Below are 21,000 nucleotides of genomic sequence, written 5' to 3'. Positions count from 1 at the left end.
TTAATTACATTTATAAAAAATCCGTTTCCTATCAAGAAGCGGATTTTTTTATGCCTTGACCGATGATGGTCTGAAGGATGATCGAAAGGAACAAAGTCAGCATCGCACCAATGAAATTCAGCCAAAGGAAACTTACAACGTCGAGATAGTAAATGTAAAATATCAACAACTGGCTGATACACGCGCCCCAAAAAATTGCTTTGGCCTGTACGAATTTGATATAGAATCCAACAAGGAAAATCCCCAAAACGGTGCCGTAAAAAATCGAACCGACAATGTTCACCAATTGTATCAAATTTTCGAACAAAGTTCCTACACACGCGAACAAAATGGCAATGATTCCCCAAAGCAAAGTGAAGAATTTAGTCGCATTCACGAAGTGCTTTTCAGATTTTCCGCCACTTACATTACGTTTGTATATATCAATCGCAGTCGTCGATGCCAAAGCGTTGAGGCCCGAAGCCGTTGACGACATGGCCGCAGAAAGTATTACCGCGAGCAACAAACCAATCAAACCTTTCGGAAGGTAATTCAGGATAAAATGAATGAAAACATAATCTTTATCGTTGGTTTCCGCTTTATTGTCGGCTTTTGAAATCACTTCACGAGCTTGGTCACGCAAATCGTTTTCCTTGCTGGAAATCGCGACAAGTTCTTTCCTTAAAATCGGATTGTCGTAATTTTGGTTTAAGTGGTCAATGTAGATCAGGTTGATTTCTTTCTTCTCCTCAGACAGTTTGCTGAGTTTAGCTTCGAGGCCACGGTATTCGTCCTTGTATTTTGAGTTTTCAATGATGATCTTGTTGTTCGGATTGAAATTCAGCGGCACCGGATTGAACTGGAAAAACACAAAAACCATCACGCCGATTAATAGAATGAAGAACTGCATCGGCACTTTCAAAAAGCCATTCATAATCAATCCCATCTGGCTTTCACGAATTGATTTTCCTGATAAATAGCGTCCGACTTGAGACTGATCGGTCCCGAAATAGGAGAGTGCCAGGAAAAATCCACCGGTGATGCCGCTCCAGAAAGTATAACGCGTTTCGGGATCCAGCGAAAAATCGACGATGTCCATTTTATGGTTGGCGCCCGCGATATGCAAGGCATTGCTGAATGTCATGTCGTTGGGTAACAAGTGTAAAATCAGAAAAAACGTAATGAACATTCCCGTCATGATCACAAACATCTGTTGCTTTTGCGTCACGTTTACGGCTTTGGTTCCACCGGCGAACGTGTAAATGATGACCATGACACCAATAACAACATTCATTAAAGTAAGGTTCCAACCCAACAAAGCGGATAAGATAATCGCCGGTGCATAAATGGTCAAACCGGTTCCCAAGCCTCTTTGGATCAAGAATAAAATTGCTGCCAACGAACGCGTCTTCAAATCGAAACGCTGTTCTAAATATTCATAAGCCGTAAACACTTTAAGCCTGTGATAGATCGGGATGAAAGTGAAACAGATCACGACCATCGCCAAAGGCAAACCGAAATAAAACTGCACGAAGCCCATCCCGTCGTGATAAGCCTGGCCCGGAGTTGAAAGGAAAGTGATTGCGCTCGCTTGTGTGGCCATGACCGAAAGGCCGACCACATACCAGGGCGTTTCGTTATTGCCGAGAATATAATCCTCAACATTCTGGCTCCCGCGGGTTTTCCACACGCCGTAGAATACTATGAAAAGCAGGGTTACCGAAAGTACGATCCAATCTAACTGTTGCATACTAAGAGAAGATAAGCATCATTAAACAAAACAGCAGGATGTAGACCGCGTTGGCGATCAGCACCCAAGTATAACTTCTTTTCCAGCTTGTGCGTTTTTGGCTCATAGCGTTTATTTTAAGGATATCATATTGGCCATCAAACGGTAGGCTCCTGAAACACCTTCGGGCAATTCCCTGAAAAAGCTCAGTCCGGTGTAGATGTAATTTCCTTTACCATATTTAACGACCAAAATAGCGCCTTTTTTGGGTGTTTCGCCTTTGTCGTTTGCGGCTATGATTGGCGTGAACGCTGCGTCCCATTCGCTTGGATAATACAAACCTTGTTCTTGTTTCCAGCCTTCAAAATCTTTCGACGTGATGGTATTTGGAGTATTTAAAATTGGATGCTCTGGTGCCAAAAAGGTAACCGTTGCGTTTTCTTCGGTGACACGGTCGCGCGACACTTTCATCGGAAACGGCGCAATATTCGGCGTCACAAAATCATCAAGTGTGTTGTATTGTGCGATCATCGTATGCCCTGCTTTCACAAAATCAAACAGGATGTCTTGTTTGAAAGCCAAAGCCTGAACGGTATTGTAGGCGCGGATTCCTGTCATCACCACATTGAAGTTCTGCAGTTTTTCAGCCATGATTTCTTCCGGTTTGATGATTGAAACCTCGTAACCCATTTGCGCCAGACATTTCGGAACTTCGTCGCCCGCGCCCATGATGTAAGCGATTTTTTCCTTTCCGGTTTTAATGTCAAGTTTGATCAGTTTCGCTTCCGAAGGTTTGAGCACTTGTTGTTTGCAAATATGTTCGTAATTGATATTGAATTGTTCTTTGTCAAAACGTTTGCCGTCAACAGTAGCGATACATTTCGCGGTAATTTCTTCTGCATTTTTTCCAGGCGAAACCTGAAATGAAACCGTTTGCTCTTCTCCTTTTTTGCTTAATGTGAATGGAATCGATTGTGGGGAATGTTTCCAGTTTTCAGGTAATTCGAGTTGCAAATCGCCTTTGATGTTGTCTTTTCCGGCTTTGATTTTGACTTCGATAGTTTTGGTTTTTCCGTCATTGAACAACACGACTTTATTCTTAATCGATGTCGTCACATCGGGCACAATATCCAGCGGTTTGTAGACTTCGCCTTTCACATCGTCATTCATTTTGTAAACCACTTCGCGTTCGAACGGAATCGAAACACCGTCAATCAGAACATTGAAAATGACTTTAACTTGACGAATCACATCGGGAATGCCAATTTTAGTTTGGTCGTCCACGCGGTACATACCGACCGTTCCTTTTTCGGCGAGCCAGTAGGGTTGGGTGTAAGACAGGTTTTCGGTCAATGGAATTTCAACGCCTATATTTTGCAAAACGTTTGGTTTTAAATCAATCGGTCTGGCTTTTTCCTCATCTTTGGTGGCCGGAAAAGTATTGATTGTCATCAATTGCATTGGTACGGAACTTCTGTTGATGGCCTCGAGGTTTACGGTCAAATTGCTTCCTAGTGTAGCTTCTTGGTTTTTCGCCACCGCTTCAAGATACAATCCGGAGCAGGCTGCGATAATCTTTTTGATTTCTTCGGCTTTGATGGTTTTCCAATGCGTATCGTCTAATTTTAAAACCAACGAATACGCTTTGACCAAATCGGGAATGCTGGCCGACGGATTTTTGAAATCGAAATTTTTCTCTACATTCGATAGCAAATCACCGACTGCTTTTCCACCTTTAACGCGGTTCCAGCTTGTATCGATACCTTCAAAAAGGTTCGTTTTATCTTGCAAAGCATCGCCTTTTAGGAATTCGAGATATTCCTGTTCCTCGCCACGTGTTCCGGTGCTTCCGAATCCTTGCGATTGGTGGCGGCTGCGGCTTAAGGCTGCGATTTCCTGATTTGATTTTCCGAACGACGGATAGTATACACCGATGCTCAATGCCGTTAAGTTGGTTTTGTCGGCTTTTTCAAATTTCTCCTTGCTGCCATAAAACCACCACGAAGTATTGAAAAACACGCGTTTGGGCTGCCAGACACCGACGGAACTCAATTGGTTCGGATATGCGTTTGGATTGTTCGTTTGGTCGAAAGCTTCGAGGCTCAACATCGCGGATGAAGTGTGATGGCCGTGCGTGGTTCCCGGAGAACGCGCGTCAAAACGGTTGATGATGACGTCGGGCTGGAATTTTCGTATGACATAAACGATATCGCTGAGCACTTGGTCTTTGTTCCAAATTGCCAGCGTTTCATCAGGATTTTTGGAATATCCGAAATCGTTTGCTCGTGAAAAAAATTGTTCGCCACCGTCGATTTTACGGGCTTCTATGAGTTCTTGTGTACGAATAACGCCCAGCAATTCTCGCAATTCCGGACCAATCAGATTTTGTCCGCCATCGCCTCTGGTTAACGATAAATAACCGGTTCGAGCATTTTTTTCGTTCGACAGATAGGAAATCAATCGGGTATTTTCATCATCGGGATGCGCGGCGATATAAAGCACCGAACCGAGGAAATTGAGCTTTTGGATTTGATGGTAAATCGCCACCGCATCGGGTTTGGAAGGTTGCTGTGCAAAACTTTTGGGAATGAAAAACAAGAATAAAAAAACAATCAAAAAGTAAATTTTTTGCATAGCATATCGTTTAGTGGGCAATAGCTTCAAATGTAGTAATTAAATAAAACTGGGGATTTTATTTAAATGGACTTTAACATAATTTGGGAATCGGAACTGATTGTTTTCTTAATCTAGTTTGGATTGCTTTCATGAAAACAAACCCAAAAACAATTAAGCGGGTTATAGAATATTAGAACTTGAGACAAGGTTTTCTTTTACTTTGATAATGATGATTATGGAGCATTGCAGGATTCATTTTTCAAATGATCCGTTAGGGGGAAACCTTGTACAAAAAAACAGAATCCAAAACAATCAAGCGAGCTTGTTGTTTTGGATTCTTTATTTTTTGTGGGGAGAGCAGGATTCGAACCTGCGAAGTTCACACAGCAGATTTACAGTCTGCCCTCGTTGGCCGCTTGAGTATCTCCCCAGTGGTTTTTTACAAACGCATGCAAATATAGAAACAGTTTTGGTGTTTGCAAATTTATAGCAGACTTAAATTGAAACTTATTTTTAAGGAATTGACATTGAATGCAATAAAAAAATCCCCACGAAGGAGATTCTTTATTTTGAAATACAAAATGAGATTGTATTATAAAAGTTCCGCGATTTTAGCTTTCAGTGCATCGCCTCTCAAATCTTTCGCTACGACTTTTCCGGAAGCATCTAAGATGAATGTTGAAGGAATCAGTTTCACACCATAAGCTATAGCAATCGGGTCTTCCATTTCTTTTAGGTTCGAGATTTGTGTCCAGGTCAGTTTGTCTTTGGCAATCGCGGCTTTCCATTTCGCTGCGTCATCATCAAGAGAAATACTGATGATGTTCAGACCTTTCGCATGGAATTCACTGTAAAGCGCCACCATATTAGGGTTTTCCGCACGACAAGGATTGCACCATGAAGCCCAAAAATCAATTACGGTTACTTTACCCATACTTTGCTTTAACGAAACTGCATTTCCTTCCGGATTGTTGGCGGTAAAATCAGGAGCAACCGTTCCAACATCAACTTTTGCAGCGGCAGCTACAGGTTTTGAGATTTCGTCGAGTTGTTTTTTAACTTTTTTACCGTGTTTGGTATCTTTCACTTCTTTGTCGAGACCATCATAGTATTTTTTGATTTTAGCGATATCCGGCGTCATTTGGTTGAACATGCCTTCAATAATCAAAATCGAGATGAATGCTTTCGGGTGCGATGCCACATACGCATCAGATTGTTTTACGAATTCCTCCTGAAATTTGCTGTATTCCTTTCTGAGGCTGTTCATTACGACCGTATCTTTGGTCTGTTGCGCCTGGTTCATTTTGGCCGTGTTGTCTTTTTGGAACTTCATCATTTTTTTCTGAATGGCAAGTCCTTTTTCTTTATAACTGTTTAATTCTTCATTGTTATAAGTACCAGTCACTTTAGTAATGCTGAGGCTGTCTTTGTTGATTTTCATTTCGATATCGCCATTTTCCAAAATGAAAGGCACTTTACCTTCCACGGTTTCAACGCTTACCAAATACATTTCCGGTTCTTTCGCATTGCCTTTGAAAGTGAATTTCCCTTTTTCAATCTTCACGGTATCTACGGGTTTCAATCCGCCGGTTTCGTCCTGAACTTCTAAAGTAACCGATTTCCCGTCAGCGATGCCATTGATGGTTCCTGTAACGATATATTCATTTTCTCCCGCTTTATTACAAGAAATCATTGTGGTAACGGCTGCAATCAGTAAAAGAATTTTTTTCACGTTTGTTTGAGTTTTGAAATTAAGTGTGCAAAAGTATTTAAAATTATAATCAACGACTATTTATCGGTCATATTTTTTTGTTATAATTGAAAGTGAATTATTTAAGCGTTGACGGACAAACGAAATGCGTCAGCTTCACATCGGTTTTTCGAATGCCAGCGATGCCTTTCTCAACATTGATGAAATTGTGGAACCCGCGTGATTTCAATATCGAAGCCATAATCACCGAACGATAACCGCCCGCGCAATGCAGGTAGAAATCCTCATTTTTAGGAACCATCGAAAAATTCGCATTGATTGTATCCAACGGAATATTCAAAGCGTATTCGACATGCTCGGCTTCAAACTCGCCGGGTTTTCTGGCATCCACAATCACGCTGTCGGCAGTCATTTCAGCAGCAAATTGTTCGGGTAATATCGAAGCAATCGAATCCGTTTCAAAACCGGCTTCTTGCCAGGCCGAAATCCCGCCTTTCAGATAACCCAAAACGTGGTCAAAACCAACTCTTGACAATCTTGTGATGGTTTCTTCTTCTTTATTTTCCGGCGTAACGATTAAGATTTTCTGATTGACATTGCCCAACAAAGCCCCAACCCAAGGCGCAAAATTCCCTTGGATTCCGATAAAAATAGAATTGGGGATATGGCTTTTTACGAAATCATCTTCATGGCGCACATCTAAAACAATGGCTTCAGTTTGGTTCGCGAGCATTTCAAATTCCTGAGGTGTCAATGCTTTGTTTGATTTTTGCATAATCGTGTCAAGGCTTTCATAACCTTGTATGTTCAACATCACATTTTGTGGGAAATAGGCGGGAGGCAAACCCAAACCATCGAGCAATTCTTTGGTGAATTCTTCTTTGGTCATGTCTGCTCTGAGCGCGTAATTCGTTTTTTTCTGGTTGCCTAAAGTATCGGTGGTTTCCTTGCTCATGTTTTTTCCGCAGGCACTTCCGGCGCCGTGGCTCGGATATACAATTAAATCATCAGGCAAAGGCATAATCTTATTGCGTAACGAATCAAACAGATACGAAGCTAATTTTTCCTGTGTCAGATCGTCCACCAGTGCTTGGGCCAAATCAGGACGGCCTACATCACCAATGAACAATGTATCTCCGGTGATGATGCCGTGTTGTTTTCCGTTTTCATCGATGAGTAAATAGCAAGTGCTTTCGAGCGTATGGCCCGGAGTATGAATAGCTTTGACGGTATAATTCCCAACTTTAAACTCTTGGTTGTCTTCGGCTATAATCGCTTCAAATTCAGGTTTGGCTGTCGGACCGTAGACAATTTTTCCGCCAGATTTTTTGGCAAGATCCAAATGCCCGGAAACGAAATCAGCATGGAAATGCGTCTCGAAAATATATTGAATCACAGCTTTGTCTTTGCTGGCACGGTCTAAATAAGGCTGCACTTCGCGCAAAGGGTCAAAAATGGCCGCTTCGCCGTTGCTCTCAAGATAGTAAGCCGCTTGGGCGATACATCCGGTATAGATTTGTTCGATTTTCATCTGGAAAAAATTTAGACAGCAAAATTAAGGAAACTTAGTATGCAATGTATAAAAAAAATGCCCGAGAAAACTCAGACATTTTTTTAAATACTTTTAGAATGATTACGCTTTCTTTTCCGCTTTTTTAGCTGCGCAACAACCAGGTTTTTTGTCCTTGCTGCAAGAATTTTTTTCTTTCATCGAACATTCTTTTTTGGCTGCTTCTTTCGGTTTTTCCTGCGCGTTGGTATTCATAGAAACTAAAAACGCGGCAAGCGCCATCATCGAAACTAATTTTTTCATCTTGATTTGTTTATTTTTGATTACTACTTATTGACTCAAATGTAGCCATTAATTTGAGCCATCGTTTCATTTTAACACGAATTTGAGATTCGCTATCATTCCTTATTCTCATTGGTGTTGATGCCGAACGGAAGATACAAAGGGCAAAATCCTATAAGGCTCGTAATGCTGAAGACAACAGCCAAAACAATCAGTATCGATGCGAGAAAACCGTTGATGGTGTTGTTGAAATAGAGCATCGCTACAACCAACGCTACAATCATCCGAAGCATTTTGTCCGCTTTTCCTATATTTTTTTTCATAAGTTTTATGTATTAGAATTAATGATGCGATTGATATTTTCCCAACTACCGGCATTGGTCACGTTTACAATTCCGTTTTGTTCTAGTAGCGCTTTCGCTTGTCGGCTTCGCATGCCACTTTTGCAAAAAACGATGATGTTTTGTTTGTCTTTGAAGCGGTGCAACTGTTCCGGGATTTTGTCGAGCGGTATATTGACCGAACTGCGCGCATGACCCGAAGCAAATTCTTCAGGAGAACGAACATCAACCAAAAACGCATCCTCTTTAATCAGTTGGCTTAACCTAGAAGATCGTTGGGTCGAGAACAGGTATTTTAAAACTTCAAACATGATTTTGGAATTTTAAAGTTATAAAAGTGTTGTCGGACATACATATTCAGTTCTTGGCAGCGCCGTTTTTTTGATCGCATCATAACCGCCGATGACATCCACGAAATTATCCCAGCCGCGTTGTTTCAAAACCGATCCGGCAATGATACTGCGATAACCGCCCGCGCAATGCAGGATGAAAGGTTTGTCCTTTGGGAATTCCGCCAAATGCTGGTTGATTTCATGCATCGGAATATTGATGGCATCCACCAGATGTTCCGATTCGAATTCTGATTTTTTTCTGACATCCACGACAAGAATTTTCTGATGCGCCAGTTGTTCTTCGAGAATTTCCGGAGTGATTCTGCCGATGGAATCGGTTTCACATCCTGATTTTTCCCATGATTCGAAACCGCCTTTGAGGTAACCAATCGTATAGTCGTAACCCACGCGAGATAAACGAATCATGCTTTCTTCCTCTTTGCCGGGTTCAGTAACCAGAAGTATTCTTTGCTTGATGTCGTGAATCATTTCGCCAACCCACATCGCAAAATTACCATTGAGCCCGATGTTGATGCTGTTCGGAATGAAACCCTTGGCAAATTCAGCTGCGGGTCTGGTGTCTAAAATCAAGATGTCGCTTTCGTTGGCTATGGCTTCAAATTCTATGGGCGTTAGCGGTTGTCTTGCTCTTTCCATGACATGGTCGAGGCTTTCATAACCGTTGATGTTCATCAACACATTTTTAGGGAAATATCCCGGCGGATTGGTGAGCCCGTTGAGCAAAGCTTTGACGAATGCATCTTCACTCAAGTTTGGATTCAAGGCATAATTGGTGCGTTTCTGATTGCCTAAAGTATCGGTGGTTTCCTTGCTCATCATTTTGCCGCAGGCGCTTCCGGCACCGTGGTTCGGATAAACAATCAGGTCGTCCGCCAAAGGCATGATTTTATCGCGCAGTGAATGGTATAAAAGACGCGCGAGTTTATCCTGCGTCAGTTCAGCGATGACATGTTGTGCCAAATCCGGTCGTCCGACATCACCAATGAATAAGGTGTCGCCGGTAATGATGCCGTGTTGTTTTCCGTGTTCATCAATCAATAGGTAAGAAGTGCTTTCCATCGTGTGGCCTGGCGTGTGCAATACTTTGATCGTATAATCGCCGACTTTGAACAATTGGTTGTCTTCCGCGATTAAAGCCTCAAAGTTGGGTTTTGCGCTTGGGCCGTACACAATCGTGGCGTTTGTTTTTTTAGCCAAATCGAGATGCCCCGAAACGAAATCAGCATGGAAATGCGTCTCGAAAACGTACTTTATTTTAGCGTGGTCTTTATCAGCGCGGTCGATGTAAGGTTGCACTTCACGCAACGGGTCGAAAATCGCCGCCTCGCCTTTATTCTCAATATAATAAGCCGCGTGGGCAATGCATCCGGTATAGATTTGTTCAATTTTCATCTGGATTCAATTTGGATTGTATCGCAAAATTAAAAGCCCGATAGGGAACAAACTATGACTTTTGTCACATAACGTTATTTGAGGAAAATTTCTTTGGCGATGATGTAAATTCCCATAAGCAGCACGAACCAACCGAAAACAGGTTTGAGTTTGGCGCCGTCGATTTTTTTAGAAAGTTGGGTGCCGATGAGCATGCCCAAAATGGCAATGGCAGTAACCGTAAAAAGCAGTCTGAAATCGATTGAAATACCGCCAATCATATCACCGGCAAAACCAATGAGTGAATTGATGAAAATGATGAATAATGAAGTTCCGACAGCTTGTTTCATCGGAAGGTTGGCAAAAAATAACAACGCCGGAATAATTAAAAATCCACCGCCAGCGCCTAAAAATCCTGTGATGAACCCAACGAGCAAACCAATCAACGCAAGTCTCGGAAAGTGGACGACAGCAGTTTCAACGGTTTTGGTTTTACGAATCATTGACAGCGAAGCAGCCATCATCAATAACGCGAAAACGATCATGATCAGCAGGTCTTTTGTCACTTCAAAACCATCAATGAAAAATAAAGTGTGCGGGATTTTTGGCAACAGGATTTTGCGGACAATCAGCAACGAAAGGATTGAAGGTAATGCAAAGTACAAAGCCGATTTCACTTTCAGATTTCCCAAAGCATAATGCCTATAACTTCCGACCATCGCCGTAATGCCAACAATAAATAAGGAATAACTCGTAGCGCTTTCGGGCTCGATTCTGAAAAGGTAAACCAAAATCGGAACGGTCAGAATGCTTCCGCCGCCGCCGATGAGGCCTAAAGTGATTCCGATTAAGATGGAAGCGAGGTATCCAAAATATTCCATAAGGCTTCAAATTTCAGCTGCGTAAAGATAAATGAAAACCAATCAAACAGCAGCGCTCTGTCGTCCAAATTCTTTTAACTAAAAATTAGTAGACGTTTATTGCCGTTACATTTTCAATACAGTAATTTTATACGCTATGGAAAAAACGGATAGAAAAGGATTTTTCTTCAAATCGTACGAGGCGCCGTTTCAAACGCCTTTCGATAAATTGTTTGAAATCTTCAAGGAACTCATCACGCACACTTCAGGCGATTTTGACGAAGCGATGGATTGGTTGGGCGCCCTCGACAAGGAATATAAACTCACGGATCCGAGTTATACGCTCGATGATTTCGTGGAAGATCTCAAAAAGAAAGGTTACATCCGTGAAGAAATTCAGGACGACGGTTCCTCTAATACAGGCATTACAGCCAAGACCGAACGCGCCATCCGCCAGCAGGCGCTCGACCAGATTTTCGGCAATCTAAAACGCTCGGGCAACGGCAATCATAAAACCAAGCATTCCGGAAATGGCGATGAACATACGGGCGAGTTCCGTGAATTCCATTTTGGCGACGGACTCGAACGCATCGCACTCACGGAAAGCCTTCGCAATGCGCAGATCAACAACGGCGCGGAAGATTTTATGCTGACGGAAAACGATTTGATTGTTGAGGAAACGCAGTTCAAAGCGCAAATGAGCACCGTTTTGATGATCGACATCAGCCACAGTATGATTTTGTACGGCGAAGATAGAATTACACCCGCAAAAAAAGTAGCGATGGCTCTGGCTGAGCTTATTACGACGCGTTACCCGAAAGATACTTTAGATATTTTGGTCTTCGGAAACGATGCCTGGACGATAGCAATTCGCGATTTGCCTTATCTCAAAGTTGGCCCTTATCACACCAATACGGTCGCCGGTTTACAACTCGCCATGGATTTATTGCGACGCAAACGCAACACCAACAAACAGATTTTTATGATTACTGACGGCAAGCCAAGTTGTGTGCGCGAACGCGATGGTTCTTATTATATGAACAGCAACGGATTAGATGAATACATTGTCGATAAATGTTACAATCAGGCCCAACAGGCGAGAAAATTACACATTCCAATCACAACGTTTATGATTGCACAAGATCCGTATTTGCAGCGGTTTGTGAATCATTTTACGGAAGCCAACCAAGGGAAAGCCTTTTATACCGGACTCAAAGGTTTGGGCGAAATGATTTTCGAGGATTATGAAACCAACCGCAAAAAAAGAATCAAATAGAAAATTAAAAATGAAAATAGACCAAATCAATACGTTAGGCGATTTAATAAAATCCGGATATCAAAGCAAATCGATTAAAGATGAATTGCGTGAAAACCTCAGACACAAAATCCAATCGGGGAAACCTGTTTTTGAAGGCGTCCACGGCTTTGAGAATTCCGTAATTCCCGAACTCGAACGCGCGATTCTTTCACGTCACAACATCAATTTACTCGGGCTTCGCGGCCAGGCCAAAACCAGATTGGCGCGCAAGATGATCGAACTGCTCGACGAATACATTCCGTTTGTCACAGGTTCTGAAATCAATGACGATCCGCTCAAACCGATGTCGCGATTTGCTAAAGATTTGATCGCAGAACATGGCGACAATACTCCGATTTCTTGGTTGCACCGATCTGAACGTTTCTCCGAAAAACTCGCCACGCCTGATGTTACCGTTGCCGATTTAATTGGCGATGTCGATCCGATCAAAGCTGCGAATCTCAAATTGTCTTATGCCGATGATCGCGTGATTCACTTTGGGATGATTCCAAGAGCGAACCGTTGCATTTTCGTGATTAACGAATTGCCAGATTTACAAGCCAGAATTCAAGTGGCGTTGTTTAATATTTTGCAGGAAGGCGACATTCAAATCCGTGGCTTCAAATTGAGATTGCCGTTGGATATGCAGTTCGTATTCACTGCGAATCCTGAAGATTACACGAATCGTGGTAGCATCGTCACGCCATTGAAAGACCGAATAGGTTCCCAAATTCTGACGCATTATCCCGAATCGATTGCGATTGCCAGAACAATTACGGAACAGGAAGCCAAATTAGATGCTTTGCAAAACGACATGGTTCATGTGCCCGCACTCGCAAAAGATTTATTGGAGCAGATCAGTTTTGAAGCGCGAGAAAGTGAATTCATCGACAATAAAAGTGGTGTTTCTGCGCGTATGAGCATTACCGCTTATGAAAATTTGTTAAGTACCGCTGAACGTCGCGCACTCAAAAACAGCGAGGACAAAACTACGGTGCGTTTGTCTGATTTCATGGGCATTATTCCTGCCATTACCGGAAAAGTCGAGTTGGTCTACGAAGGCGAACAGGAAGGCGCCGCGGAAGTCGCTCAGCATTTGATTGGAGATGCTATTCATACGTTTTTACCGGCGTATTTCCCGAAAATTGAGAAGTTGGAGAAAAGCGGTGAGAAAACGGCTTACAGCGATATCATCGATTGGTTTTTTAATGAATCGGGTTTTGAATTGCTAGACGATAGTACCGATGAAGACTATAAAAAGATACTTGATTCAATCATTCCATTGGATATTTTAATCAAAAAATACCAACCCGAATTGCCTAAAGAAGACCGCTATTTCATGAAAGAATTCATTTTGTGGAGCTTGGTGGAATACGACAAACTCAGCAAAGATCGTTTCGTCAGCGGCTATCAGTTTAAGGATAAGTTTGGCAGTTATTTCAGCCAACTATAATAAAAAAGGGTTTATCGTTTTGATAAACCCTTTTTCTTTTCCGAATTTAATGAAGTTGAGAAAACCTCAAAAAGTTAGAATCACTTTATGTATTTTATTCTTGGTTGCTCACTTTTCTATAAGGAAAAGCATTCAATATATGTCTTTTCGCAAACCTTCCCGGAGAATCGGCGTTGACCATTTTGATGTAAGTCGCTTTCGGAACGCTGATGTATTCGTACACGCTGCCGTTAGAGAAGTTAACGGTCAAGCGGATATTCTCATATTTATAATCGATGATTGTAGCGTTGGCGATGGTTTCCTGATATTCCGGTAAACCTTGTTGGATGGTTTCGGCATTGATGCTCACCAGAAAATGATAAGCTTCGATAATGCTTTTGCTGTTTTCTTCTGCGAGTTTCAGGCCGGCGTCATCGCCTTGAAATTTATCAGGATGGCTTTCTTTCATCGCATTGCGGTAAATGGTTTTCAGCTCTTTCAAAGACACTGTTTTTTCAACATTCAAAAGCTTTCTGTATTCGACAATCTTTTTCATAGGTAAAGGTAACGTGTTGATTTATATTGCTTAGGCGTTCTCATCGGAGGAACGATAGCGTTTTCAAATTTTTTGCAAAAGTAAACCTTTTCATAGGAGTTCAAAGCATTATTTTGGCTTTATTGTGCAATGTGCAGGACTTTAACGAAATCCGTGGATTAATGGCATCAATTAATGTTTATATTTGTCGGGTTAAATTTAAAACGGCCTCATGAAAAGAATATACCTTATAATAGCCCTGATTTTCACTATGGTTTCCTACAGCCAAGTGGTGATTAATGAAATTGATGCCGATACACCAGGTGCTGACGCTGCTGAATTCATAGAGCTGAAATCCGCGACACCTAATTTTTCGCTTGATGGTTATGTTTTGGTGTTCTTCAACGGAACTGCTGCCGGAACTGCCGCTACAAGTTATTTGGCACTCGATTTGGATACTTATGTTACGGACGTGAATGGCATTATTCACTTTGGTAATTCTTTGGTTTCGCCCACACCAGCTATTTTAATGACCAATGCGGTGCTTCAAAACGGCCCGGATGCGGTAGCCTTATATCTCGGAAACGCAACGGATTTTCCTAACAATACCACAGCAACGAACACTTCATTAATCGATGCTGTAGCTTATTCCAACGGGGCGACGGTGCAACCAACAGCCTTGATGACGATTTTCGGACTTACGACTTGCATCAATGAAAATGTAAATTCCGCGGCGGCCATAGAATCGATGCAAAGAAAAACTGATGGCACGTTCGAAGTGAAAGCACCCACGCCGGGAATGAACAACGACGGATCGGGAACGGCTTTAACCTATCTCAATATTAATGCGCATACCACTGCTGTGAATGAAGGGCAAGCGATAGACATCACTTTTACGACTTCGCAACCCGTAACTTCCAATCTCAACATCGGATTTACGCTCAATAATGGGAGTTTCAATTCTAACGATTACAGCGGAGTCAATTCAGTAACCATTTTGGCCGGATCAACTTCAGCAATCCGAGTCATCCAGATTTTAAATGATGGAAACAATGAAGGCGACGAAGAAATGAAAATTACCGTCAACAACCTTGCTACCGGTTACAGTCTGCAAAACAACAACGTGATTATTAGAGTACGTGATCTGAATTTTACCGTTTTACCTTTTGGAACGCCTGCCAACCCAACTTACGGAAATGTATCGAGTACGGCACCCGTTGGTTATTATAGTTCGCTGGAAGGGCTTTCAGGAGCCGCCTTGAAACAAGGCATTCAGGATATTATCGCCAATCCTGCGGTGGTGCGCGCACACAGTTATGGCGACATTATCAATATTCTAAAAACAGCCGATCAGAATCCGCAGAACAGCAGTGAGGTTTGGTTAATTTATACTGAACAACCGCGTTCTAAGATTGATTATCAAACCGGTAGCAGTATCGTAGGCAAATGGAACCGTGAGCACATCTATTGTCAGTCGCGTGGAAATTACGGCGATTTATACAACACCAATCCCGATGGAATCAATGTTTGGGCTGCGAGTGGTCCGGATGATATCGGTGCCGGATTGTCTGATGCGCATCATTTGAGAGCCGTTGACGGACAGGAAAATTCTTCAAGAAACAACCGAAATTACGGCGTTGATTATAACGGTCCGGCTTCAGCAACTTCAACATGGAAAGGCGATGTATCGCGGGCTTTGTTTTATATGGCGGTGCGTTACAATGGTTTGAATGTAGTCAACGGAAATCCTATTGACGGCACTTTCGGCCAGATTGGCGATTTGGCTACTTTACTTACCTGGAACCATTCGGATCCGCGCGATGACTTTGAAATGAACCGCAACAATTATATCTACACTTGGCAAGTGAACCGCAACCCGTTCATCGATTATCCGTTATTGGCGGATTACATCTGGGGAACGCATGCAGGCGAACAATGGTTTTCGGCGTTGTCAACACAAAAATTCTCAGGAAATAAAGTCGTTTTATATCCGAATCCTGCAAAAGATTATGTGCTAATTTCAGGAGTCAATTCGGGAAAAGTGGAAATCTATTCGATGTCTGGTGCGAAGTTATATGCCGCTGATTTCAACAGCGACACGCGCATTCCATTGGATTTGTCGAGTGGCATTTATATGATGAAAATCACTTCAGAAAATAATTCCATAGTCAAAAAATTGACGGTAAAATAACAATAAAAACCCTGCAAGCCATTCCAAGTTTCCAAAATTTGCAAGCGGAAATTACACTACAAGCCCTAACATCAAATCATTTATGCAACATGCTAAATCTCTAGCGCTATGGTGTACCCTATTGCTTGTGACTATTACTTCTTTTGGCCAGCAATCGGTAAAAGAACAGGATTACACGCTAACGTACGAACGCAATGCTATCGAATTGCAATTCGACCATGCTGTCAGCCTTAAAGCGTTCAACAATTCGGATGGTTCTGAAATTGCAGTAGCCGCTTTAAAACCAAATACTTTTGCAATCAATACGCAGCCTGCAACCATTTTAAGGCTCGAATACAAAGAACTTGATAGTGCTGTTTCAACTGCAAAAAACAGTTATGTTGCGACTCCATCCTTATCGAGCGGCACCATCGATGTTTATTTTAACCATCCGGTGGATGTCAGTTATGCCCAAACTCAAAATGCGGTCAATTTGGGCAATACCCTCGATAACAAGCTGATCAGTTATATCAATACTTGCCAGAGCACGCTTGACATTGCGATTTATAATTCCTATTCCCAGAGCGCAGCCTCCGGAATTGCCGGCGCGATTAATGCGGCTTATAACCGCGGCGTTCAGGTGCGTGTCATTTATGATGGCAGCACGAGCAGCGTCATGATTCCTTTATTGAACGCGGGAATACCAAGATTGACCAGTCCGACTGCTGTTGAATACGGAATCATGCACAACAAGTTTGTCATTTTTGACGCCCGTAGCAGCGATGCGAACCTACCGTTTGTCTGGACAGGCTCCACGAATTGGACTACTTCACAACTCGATGGCCCCGACAGAAATAGCGTGATTATGATTCAGGATCAGGCATTGGCTTTAGGCTATACGATGGAGTTTGAGGAAATGTGGGGCTCCAATACGATGACACCCAATACTGCACTTTCTAAATTCGGCCCTTATAAAACGGATAATACGCCACATACTTACAATATCGGAGGGAAAACCGTCAACAGTTATTTCAGCCCTAGCGATGGCACCAATGCTAAAATTGTGACCGCAATTTACAGCGCCAATACTGATATCGACATTGCCACGATGCTGATTACCCGAAGCAGTCTCAGCAACGCTATCTTATCGCGCTACAACAGTGGCGTTACGAATGTGAATGTAGTTGTTGATTTAGAGGTGGTTACAGGAAATCAGATTGCAAATTTACAAGCCGGATTGCCTGCAGGCCAAGCTGTAGAGTATTCCGCGAGTGGCATCATGCACCACAAATTTATGGTGATTGATAATTTCAACAGCGCTTCCGATCCTCAGGTTGTGGTCGGCTCGCACAATTGGAGTACAGCCGCAGAAACCAAAAATGATGAGAATACACTTATTGTGCATAACGCCAACATCGCCAACCAATACTATCAGGCTTTTGCTTATTTGTATGCCTACGCAGGTGGCACTTTACCGGTAGCGCAGCAAGTAGCGAACAAGTTGGATGTTGCTGTATATCCGAATCCTGCTACAAATTATATCGAAATTACGGGTTTGGAAACTGGAGCTGTAGCCATTTATTCGATGTCGGGTGTGCGATTATTCGATAGCATTTTTACAAGCGACACCCAAATTCCATTGGATTTGTCGTCGGGTATTTATTTGTTGAAAATTACTTCAGAAAACAATACCACAGTGAAGAAATTGATGGTACGTTGAAACTAAAGTAAGTCGGAAATATATCCTGTAATAAAGGTTTATTCTCTGTTATTGTTTCATAACTTTTACTACACTGATGCCTTTGTCGTTGGTAACCCTGACAACGTAAACGCCATTTGTGAAGTCACTGATATCAACATTTACCTCATTCAATTGCTGGTATTGCGCGGATAAAATTTGTTTGCCCGAAAGATCAGCAATGTCTACCTGAGTAATGTTATTTCCTGAGATATTCAAAACCCCTGAAGTCTGCTTTGGCGTCGTAACCATACATTTGCCACCCGAAAAACCCGTAGTACTGCAGCTGCAACCCATATTATCCCATCGGAAAATACCACCAACCGTCGGAGCCACACTAAATCCTCCGGCAAAACCAATATATGAACTGTGCATCTCAATAACACTTCCATTCACATAATTAGTATCGGGATTATCATTGATATCAACCCAGTTGAGCCCGGCATCAGTGGTATAAGATGACCCTCTCACCCCATTCAAATCTTCACCGATCGAAATATAGGTGTCAGGCAGCCCCGGAATCGCGGCGATGCCTAAAGATCTGGCAACCCCGACATATTCTAAAGTATTCCAGGTGGCGCCGCCATCACTGCTTCTGAATAGTCTTAAATCACTGGTTTGAAGCAATCCGTTATTCGGGTCAGTAAAAGCAAGGTCTACTGTGATTAAAGCATTAGGTTCAACCGAAAAATCCGTAATCGGTGATTGTGACACCGTCCAATTCATGCCTTTGTCGGCTGATCTTAAGATTCTGCCAAAGGTGGTCATGGCCCAGAGCATGTTATCGGTTACCGTAAAATTATTAGTGAAAAGAGATTCTTCGGGATTGATAGGGATCAAAGCAGTAGAAGAAGGAACACGCGTCCACAAATTACCGTTGTTAGTCGTAACATAAATTTCAAAATAACCATTGGTTGGATTTCCCATAACAATTCCGTCATTGTCATTCCAGAAATGCACCAATCCAGGATGAGATGCAGGATCTGAAAAAACCGCAGAGGCCTCTCTTGCCCAGCTACTTCCACCGTCGGCAGTTTTCCAAACACCTCCAAGAACTCCCGCGGCGTCAGGATAAGCTGCTGCATAGGCAACTTCAGCAGATACCCCACTGATGTTGGTTATTCGAAGGTGCTCACTATCGGCTCCAAGATCTATCGTGCCGGTTGCCCACGTGATTCCACTATCGATGGTTCGGGAATAGCGTCTGATAGGCGTACAGCCAGTAGTGCCACATGCCATATTGAGCCAAGTCACATTGTCATCAACAATTGAGATGCTGCTGATTCCGGTATTGGCTAAAGGCTGTGATGTGGAATATTCTACCCAAAAATCCTGTGCTTGCAAGAAGGTTGTGGTCAGACAACAAAAAAGTAGTAGTTTTTTCATGGCGTTGTTTGTTGATGGAAGGAATCAATACAAACAAATATAAGAAAATAACGATTGAAAGCTTGTAAATGTGGTTATTAGTAAAAAGGTTATCACCTCGAGGAAGATTTACGAGCAATCTCAAGAATTAATCAAAATGTTCGTCTAATCACTTGATGCTTTTTTCCACTTGCCGCCACCCAAATAAAATCCAACCGTTATAGCAAAATAGGAATTCTGTTTGTTGTCGAGTGTTGCGCCATTGATATCTTGTATTTTTGAAGAAGGAATGTAATGATAGGCTGCTCCCAAACGAAATTTGCCGCTTTCAAAACCAGCCCGAATCATGCCTCCGAACTGGGTTGCAGCGTCTGTATTTGTTGCATCGTCGATTGTTTGTTTTTCTGTCAATTGAACATTGGCCATTTTATAAGCGCCAAGTCCGAGCCCGATATAAGGAACAAACCCGTCACTTATTTTATTGCAGTAGTAATCGTAAGTTCCTAGAAATGTCAGATGTACGGTGGTTAACGCTTCGTCTTTTTGGTTTTGATGCACGATGGTTTTGATGGACGTTCCCATACCCATTAGCAATCCCAACTGCATTTGATCGGTAAGGTTATATTTGGGTTCGATAATCATTACAGATCCAAAGCCTCCATGAGACGGAATCATCAGACCAAGTTCTAATCCGGCTCTGAATTTGCCTTTTTGTTGTGCGTTGCTATACGTCAGGCATAGTAAGGCAAAGACTGCCACAATTATTTTTTTCATGGTTGTCATGGATTTTAAAATCTTAATGTAATTTCGATAAAAGCAATTGGATATTGGAAATCACAAGTTCGGGCTCTTCTAATTGAATATAATGCCCCGATTGCACGGTCGCCACATGCGTAAAGTCAGTGATGCCAATGCCTAATTGTTCGTGAGCCTCATACCATTGCTGTCTTGTGGCTTGATTCATCAGGTCGGATTGGTCATTGTTCTGGTCCTGTTTCATACTCGTGAGTGCTACTACCGGAACATCGGGCAAATGACTCAATGTCGCTCCGTAAGCGATATCTTCCGCCAATTCACGGGCTTCCAGCGTACCGCCAAAAGTAGGGCCATAAGCATTCAGCATCGTTTGATATATGAAATTTTCCAATGCCGGATTGTTGTAGTGTTCGTGCATGCTGTCAACAAATAGCAAGGCTGCCACTTGGTTTGGGTTTTTAATGGCATAATCTCTTATAATCATACCGCCCAGCGAATGCCCGACCAACACCACTTTTCGTCCGTGGGTAAATTTGTTGATCACAGCCTCGAGTTCATGACTCAATTGGCTGACGTCACGGGCGTTAGTGGCCGAACCCGATTTACCGTAACCGGCGCGATCATACAATACGATATCGGCGTTTATCGCAGTTGCAAGCTCATTTAACTCTTTTGGGGTTTGGGAAGGATTCCAGGATTCATGACCATTGCCTAGACCGGATTCGCAAACGACCAGATAAGCTGAATTTCGATTGACGCTGTAGGCTTTCAGATGGTGCGCGTCGGCAACAACATCCACTTCTGCGTAGCCTGAAGGAATTTCTCCTATACTGGATTCATTGTCAGAACAAGATGCAGCCAACGCAACAAAAAAAACTAAAAAAAGGAAATAAGGTTTTGAGTGGTTAAAGTTACTCCTAACTGATTGGTTTAACATGATTCATTTTTTGATGAT

Annotated in this window: 17 protein-coding genes and 1 tRNA gene; 4 read left to right on the top strand and 14 right to left on the bottom strand. The window is 42.5% G+C overall.

Translation table 11 applies throughout. From position 1 onward, the window contains the following. Positions 1 to 31 precede the first annotated feature (31 nt). The 10 genes from Q0058_RS11175 to Q0058_RS11130 all read right to left on the bottom strand — a co-directional run bounded on the left by Q0058_RS11175 (position 32) and on the right by Q0058_RS11130 (position 10,773). Complete coding sequence (locus Q0058_RS11175; RefSeq protein ID WP_298223934.1) at positions 32 to 1,729, bottom strand: sodium:solute symporter; 1,698 nt, start codon at positions 1,727 to 1,729, stop codon at positions 32 to 34. Positions 1,730 to 1,840: 111 nt separating this feature from the next. Beyond that, entirely contained in the window at positions 1,841 to 4,342 is a 2,502-nt protein-coding gene (locus Q0058_RS11170) for a PIG-L family deacetylase (RefSeq protein WP_298223932.1), read from the bottom strand. A 331-nt stretch (positions 4,343 to 4,673) separates the two neighbouring features. Further along, a tRNA-Tyr gene (locus tag Q0058_RS11165) sits at positions 4,674 to 4,754 on the bottom strand. A gap of 162 nt (positions 4,755 to 4,916) precedes the next feature. Continuing rightward, positions 4,917 to 6,056: a TlpA disulfide reductase family protein gene (locus Q0058_RS11160; protein ID WP_298223930.1), complete on the bottom strand. Its 1,140-nt coding sequence runs from the start codon at positions 6,054 to 6,056 to the stop codon at positions 4,917 to 4,919. A gap of 97 nt (positions 6,057 to 6,153) precedes the next feature. Beyond that, positions 6,154 to 7,566, bottom strand: a complete 1,413-nt coding sequence (locus Q0058_RS11155) for an MBL fold metallo-hydrolase (RefSeq protein WP_298223928.1) — start codon at positions 7,564 to 7,566, stop codon at positions 6,154 to 6,156. 102 nt (positions 7,567 to 7,668) lie between these two features. Beyond that, on the bottom strand, positions 7,669 to 7,848 hold the full coding sequence (locus Q0058_RS11150) for a hypothetical protein (RefSeq protein WP_298223926.1): 180 nt from the start codon (positions 7,846 to 7,848) through the stop codon (positions 7,669 to 7,671). A 95-nt stretch (positions 7,849 to 7,943) separates the two neighbouring features. Further along, positions 7,944 to 8,150 carry a DUF2892 domain-containing protein gene (locus Q0058_RS11145; RefSeq protein WP_298223923.1) on the bottom strand — a complete coding sequence of 69 codons (207 nt, stop codon included), beginning with the start codon at positions 8,148 to 8,150 and terminating at the stop codon, positions 7,944 to 7,946. Positions 8,151 to 8,155: 5 nt separating this feature from the next. Continuing rightward, entirely contained in the window at positions 8,156 to 8,479 is a 324-nt protein-coding gene (locus Q0058_RS11140) for a rhodanese-like domain-containing protein (RefSeq protein WP_298223921.1), read from the bottom strand. A gap of 18 nt (positions 8,480 to 8,497) precedes the next feature. Continuing rightward, the gene (locus Q0058_RS11135) at positions 8,498 to 9,913 is read right to left on the bottom strand and encodes an MBL fold metallo-hydrolase (RefSeq protein ID WP_298223919.1); all 1,416 of its coding nucleotides are present in this window, start codon (positions 9,911 to 9,913) and stop codon (positions 8,498 to 8,500) included. 74 nt (positions 9,914 to 9,987) lie between these two features. Continuing rightward, positions 9,988 to 10,773, bottom strand: coding sequence for a sulfite exporter TauE/SafE family protein (locus Q0058_RS11130; protein ID WP_298223917.1), 786 nt, complete (start codon positions 10,771 to 10,773; stop codon positions 9,988 to 9,990). Between the two features lie 136 nt (positions 10,774 to 10,909). Here Q0058_RS11130 and Q0058_RS11125 point away from each other — a divergent pair, with 136 nt between their 5' ends. Both Q0058_RS11125 and Q0058_RS11120 read left to right on the top strand, forming a co-directional pair. Further along, on the top strand, positions 10,910 to 12,028 hold the full coding sequence (locus Q0058_RS11125) for a VWA domain-containing protein (RefSeq protein ID WP_298223915.1): 1,119 nt from the start codon (positions 10,910 to 10,912) through the stop codon (positions 12,026 to 12,028). 10 nt (positions 12,029 to 12,038) lie between these two features. Further along, positions 12,039 to 13,502 carry a magnesium chelatase gene (locus tag Q0058_RS11120; protein WP_298223912.1) on the top strand — a complete coding sequence of 488 codons (1,464 nt, stop codon included), beginning with the start codon at positions 12,039 to 12,041 and terminating at the stop codon, positions 13,500 to 13,502. A gap of 94 nt (positions 13,503 to 13,596) precedes the next feature. On the opposite strand, the gene Q0058_RS11115 is transcribed toward Q0058_RS11120, so the two are convergent. Beyond that, entirely contained in the window at positions 13,597 to 14,037 is a 441-nt protein-coding gene (locus Q0058_RS11115) for a KTSC domain-containing protein (protein WP_298223910.1), read from the bottom strand. 211 nt (positions 14,038 to 14,248) lie between these two features. Between Q0058_RS11115 and Q0058_RS11110 the strand changes: the two genes are divergently transcribed. Both Q0058_RS11110 and Q0058_RS11105 read left to right on the top strand, forming a co-directional pair. After that, on the top strand, positions 14,249 to 16,207 hold the full coding sequence (locus tag Q0058_RS11110) for an endonuclease (RefSeq protein ID WP_298223908.1): 1,959 nt from the start codon (positions 14,249 to 14,251) through the stop codon (positions 16,205 to 16,207). 82 nt (positions 16,208 to 16,289) lie between these two features. Continuing rightward, positions 16,290 to 17,906, top strand: a complete 1,617-nt coding sequence (locus Q0058_RS11105; RefSeq protein ID WP_298223906.1) for a phospholipase D-like domain-containing protein — start codon at positions 16,290 to 16,292, stop codon at positions 17,904 to 17,906. A 48-nt stretch (positions 17,907 to 17,954) separates the two neighbouring features. Here the strand turns inward: Q0058_RS11105 and Q0058_RS11100 are convergent, their stop codons facing one another. The 3 genes from Q0058_RS11100 to Q0058_RS11090 all read right to left on the bottom strand — a co-directional run bounded on the left by Q0058_RS11100 (position 17,955) and on the right by Q0058_RS11090 (position 20,982). Next, on the bottom strand, positions 17,955 to 19,310 hold the full coding sequence (locus tag Q0058_RS11100; RefSeq protein WP_298223904.1) for a T9SS type A sorting domain-containing protein: 1,356 nt from the start codon (positions 19,308 to 19,310) through the stop codon (positions 17,955 to 17,957). A 144-nt stretch (positions 19,311 to 19,454) separates the two neighbouring features. After that, on the bottom strand, positions 19,455 to 20,063 hold the full coding sequence (locus tag Q0058_RS11095) for an outer membrane beta-barrel protein (protein WP_298223902.1): 609 nt from the start codon (positions 20,061 to 20,063) through the stop codon (positions 19,455 to 19,457). Between the two features lie 22 nt (positions 20,064 to 20,085). Continuing rightward, positions 20,086 to 20,982, bottom strand: coding sequence for an alpha/beta fold hydrolase (locus tag Q0058_RS11090; RefSeq protein ID WP_298223900.1), 897 nt, complete (start codon positions 20,980 to 20,982; stop codon positions 20,086 to 20,088). Positions 20,983 to 21,000: the final 18 nt, after the last annotated feature.

Source organism: Flavobacterium sp. (genome assembly GCF_027484705.1).
In the GTDB taxonomy this organism is placed as follows: domain Bacteria; phylum Bacteroidota; class Bacteroidia; order Flavobacteriales; family Flavobacteriaceae; genus Flavobacterium.
The sequence above is the reverse complement of the archived record's forward strand: the minus strand, read 5'-3'. Positions and strand labels throughout refer to the sequence as shown.

What these genes read in the sequence shown, in the direction of transcription:
- Q0058_RS11175 (WP_298223934.1), bottom strand. Translation starts at nt 1,729, where the DNA reads ATGCAACAGTTAGATTGGATCGTACTTTCGGTAACCCTGCTTTTCATA.
- Q0058_RS11170 (WP_298223932.1), bottom strand. Translation starts at nt 4,342, where the DNA reads ATGCAAAAAATTTACTTTTTGATTGTTTTTTTATTCTTGTTTTTCATT.
- Q0058_RS11155 (WP_298223928.1), bottom strand. Translation starts at nt 7,566, where the DNA reads ATGAAAATCGAACAAATCTATACCGGATGTATCGCCCAAGCGGCTTAC.
- Q0058_RS11150 (WP_298223926.1), bottom strand. Translation starts at nt 7,848, where the DNA reads ATGAAAAAATTAGTTTCGATGATGGCGCTTGCCGCGTTTTTAGTTTCT.
- Q0058_RS11145 (WP_298223923.1), bottom strand. Translation starts at nt 8,150, where the DNA reads ATGAAAAAAAATATAGGAAAAGCGGACAAAATGCTTCGGATGATTGTA.
- Q0058_RS11140 (WP_298223921.1), bottom strand. Translation starts at nt 8,479, where the DNA reads ATGTTTGAAGTTTTAAAATACCTGTTCTCGACCCAACGATCTTCTAGG.
- Q0058_RS11135 (WP_298223919.1), bottom strand. Translation starts at nt 9,913, where the DNA reads ATGAAAATTGAACAAATCTATACCGGATGCATTGCCCACGCGGCTTAT.
- Q0058_RS11130 (WP_298223917.1), bottom strand. Translation starts at nt 10,773, where the DNA reads ATGGAATATTTTGGATACCTCGCTTCCATCTTAATCGGAATCACTTTA.
- Q0058_RS11125 (WP_298223915.1), top strand. Translation starts at nt 10,910, where the DNA reads ATGGAAAAAACGGATAGAAAAGGATTTTTCTTCAAATCGTACGAGGCG.
- Q0058_RS11120 (WP_298223912.1), top strand. Translation starts at nt 12,039, where the DNA reads ATGAAAATAGACCAAATCAATACGTTAGGCGATTTAATAAAATCCGGA.
- Q0058_RS11115 (WP_298223910.1), bottom strand. Translation starts at nt 14,037, where the DNA reads ATGAAAAAGATTGTCGAATACAGAAAGCTTTTGAATGTTGAAAAAACA.
- Q0058_RS11110 (WP_298223908.1), top strand. Translation starts at nt 14,249, where the DNA reads ATGAAAAGAATATACCTTATAATAGCCCTGATTTTCACTATGGTTTCC.
- Q0058_RS11105 (WP_298223906.1), top strand. Translation starts at nt 16,290, where the DNA reads ATGCAACATGCTAAATCTCTAGCGCTATGGTGTACCCTATTGCTTGTG.
- Q0058_RS11100 (WP_298223904.1), bottom strand. Translation starts at nt 19,310, where the DNA reads ATGAAAAAACTACTACTTTTTTGTTGTCTGACCACAACCTTCTTGCAA.
- Q0058_RS11095 (WP_298223902.1), bottom strand. Translation starts at nt 20,063, where the DNA reads ATGAAAAAAATAATTGTGGCAGTCTTTGCCTTACTATGCCTGACGTAT.
- Q0058_RS11090 (WP_298223900.1), bottom strand. Translation starts at nt 20,982, where the DNA reads ATGTTAAACCAATCAGTTAGGAGTAACTTTAACCACTCAAAACCTTAT.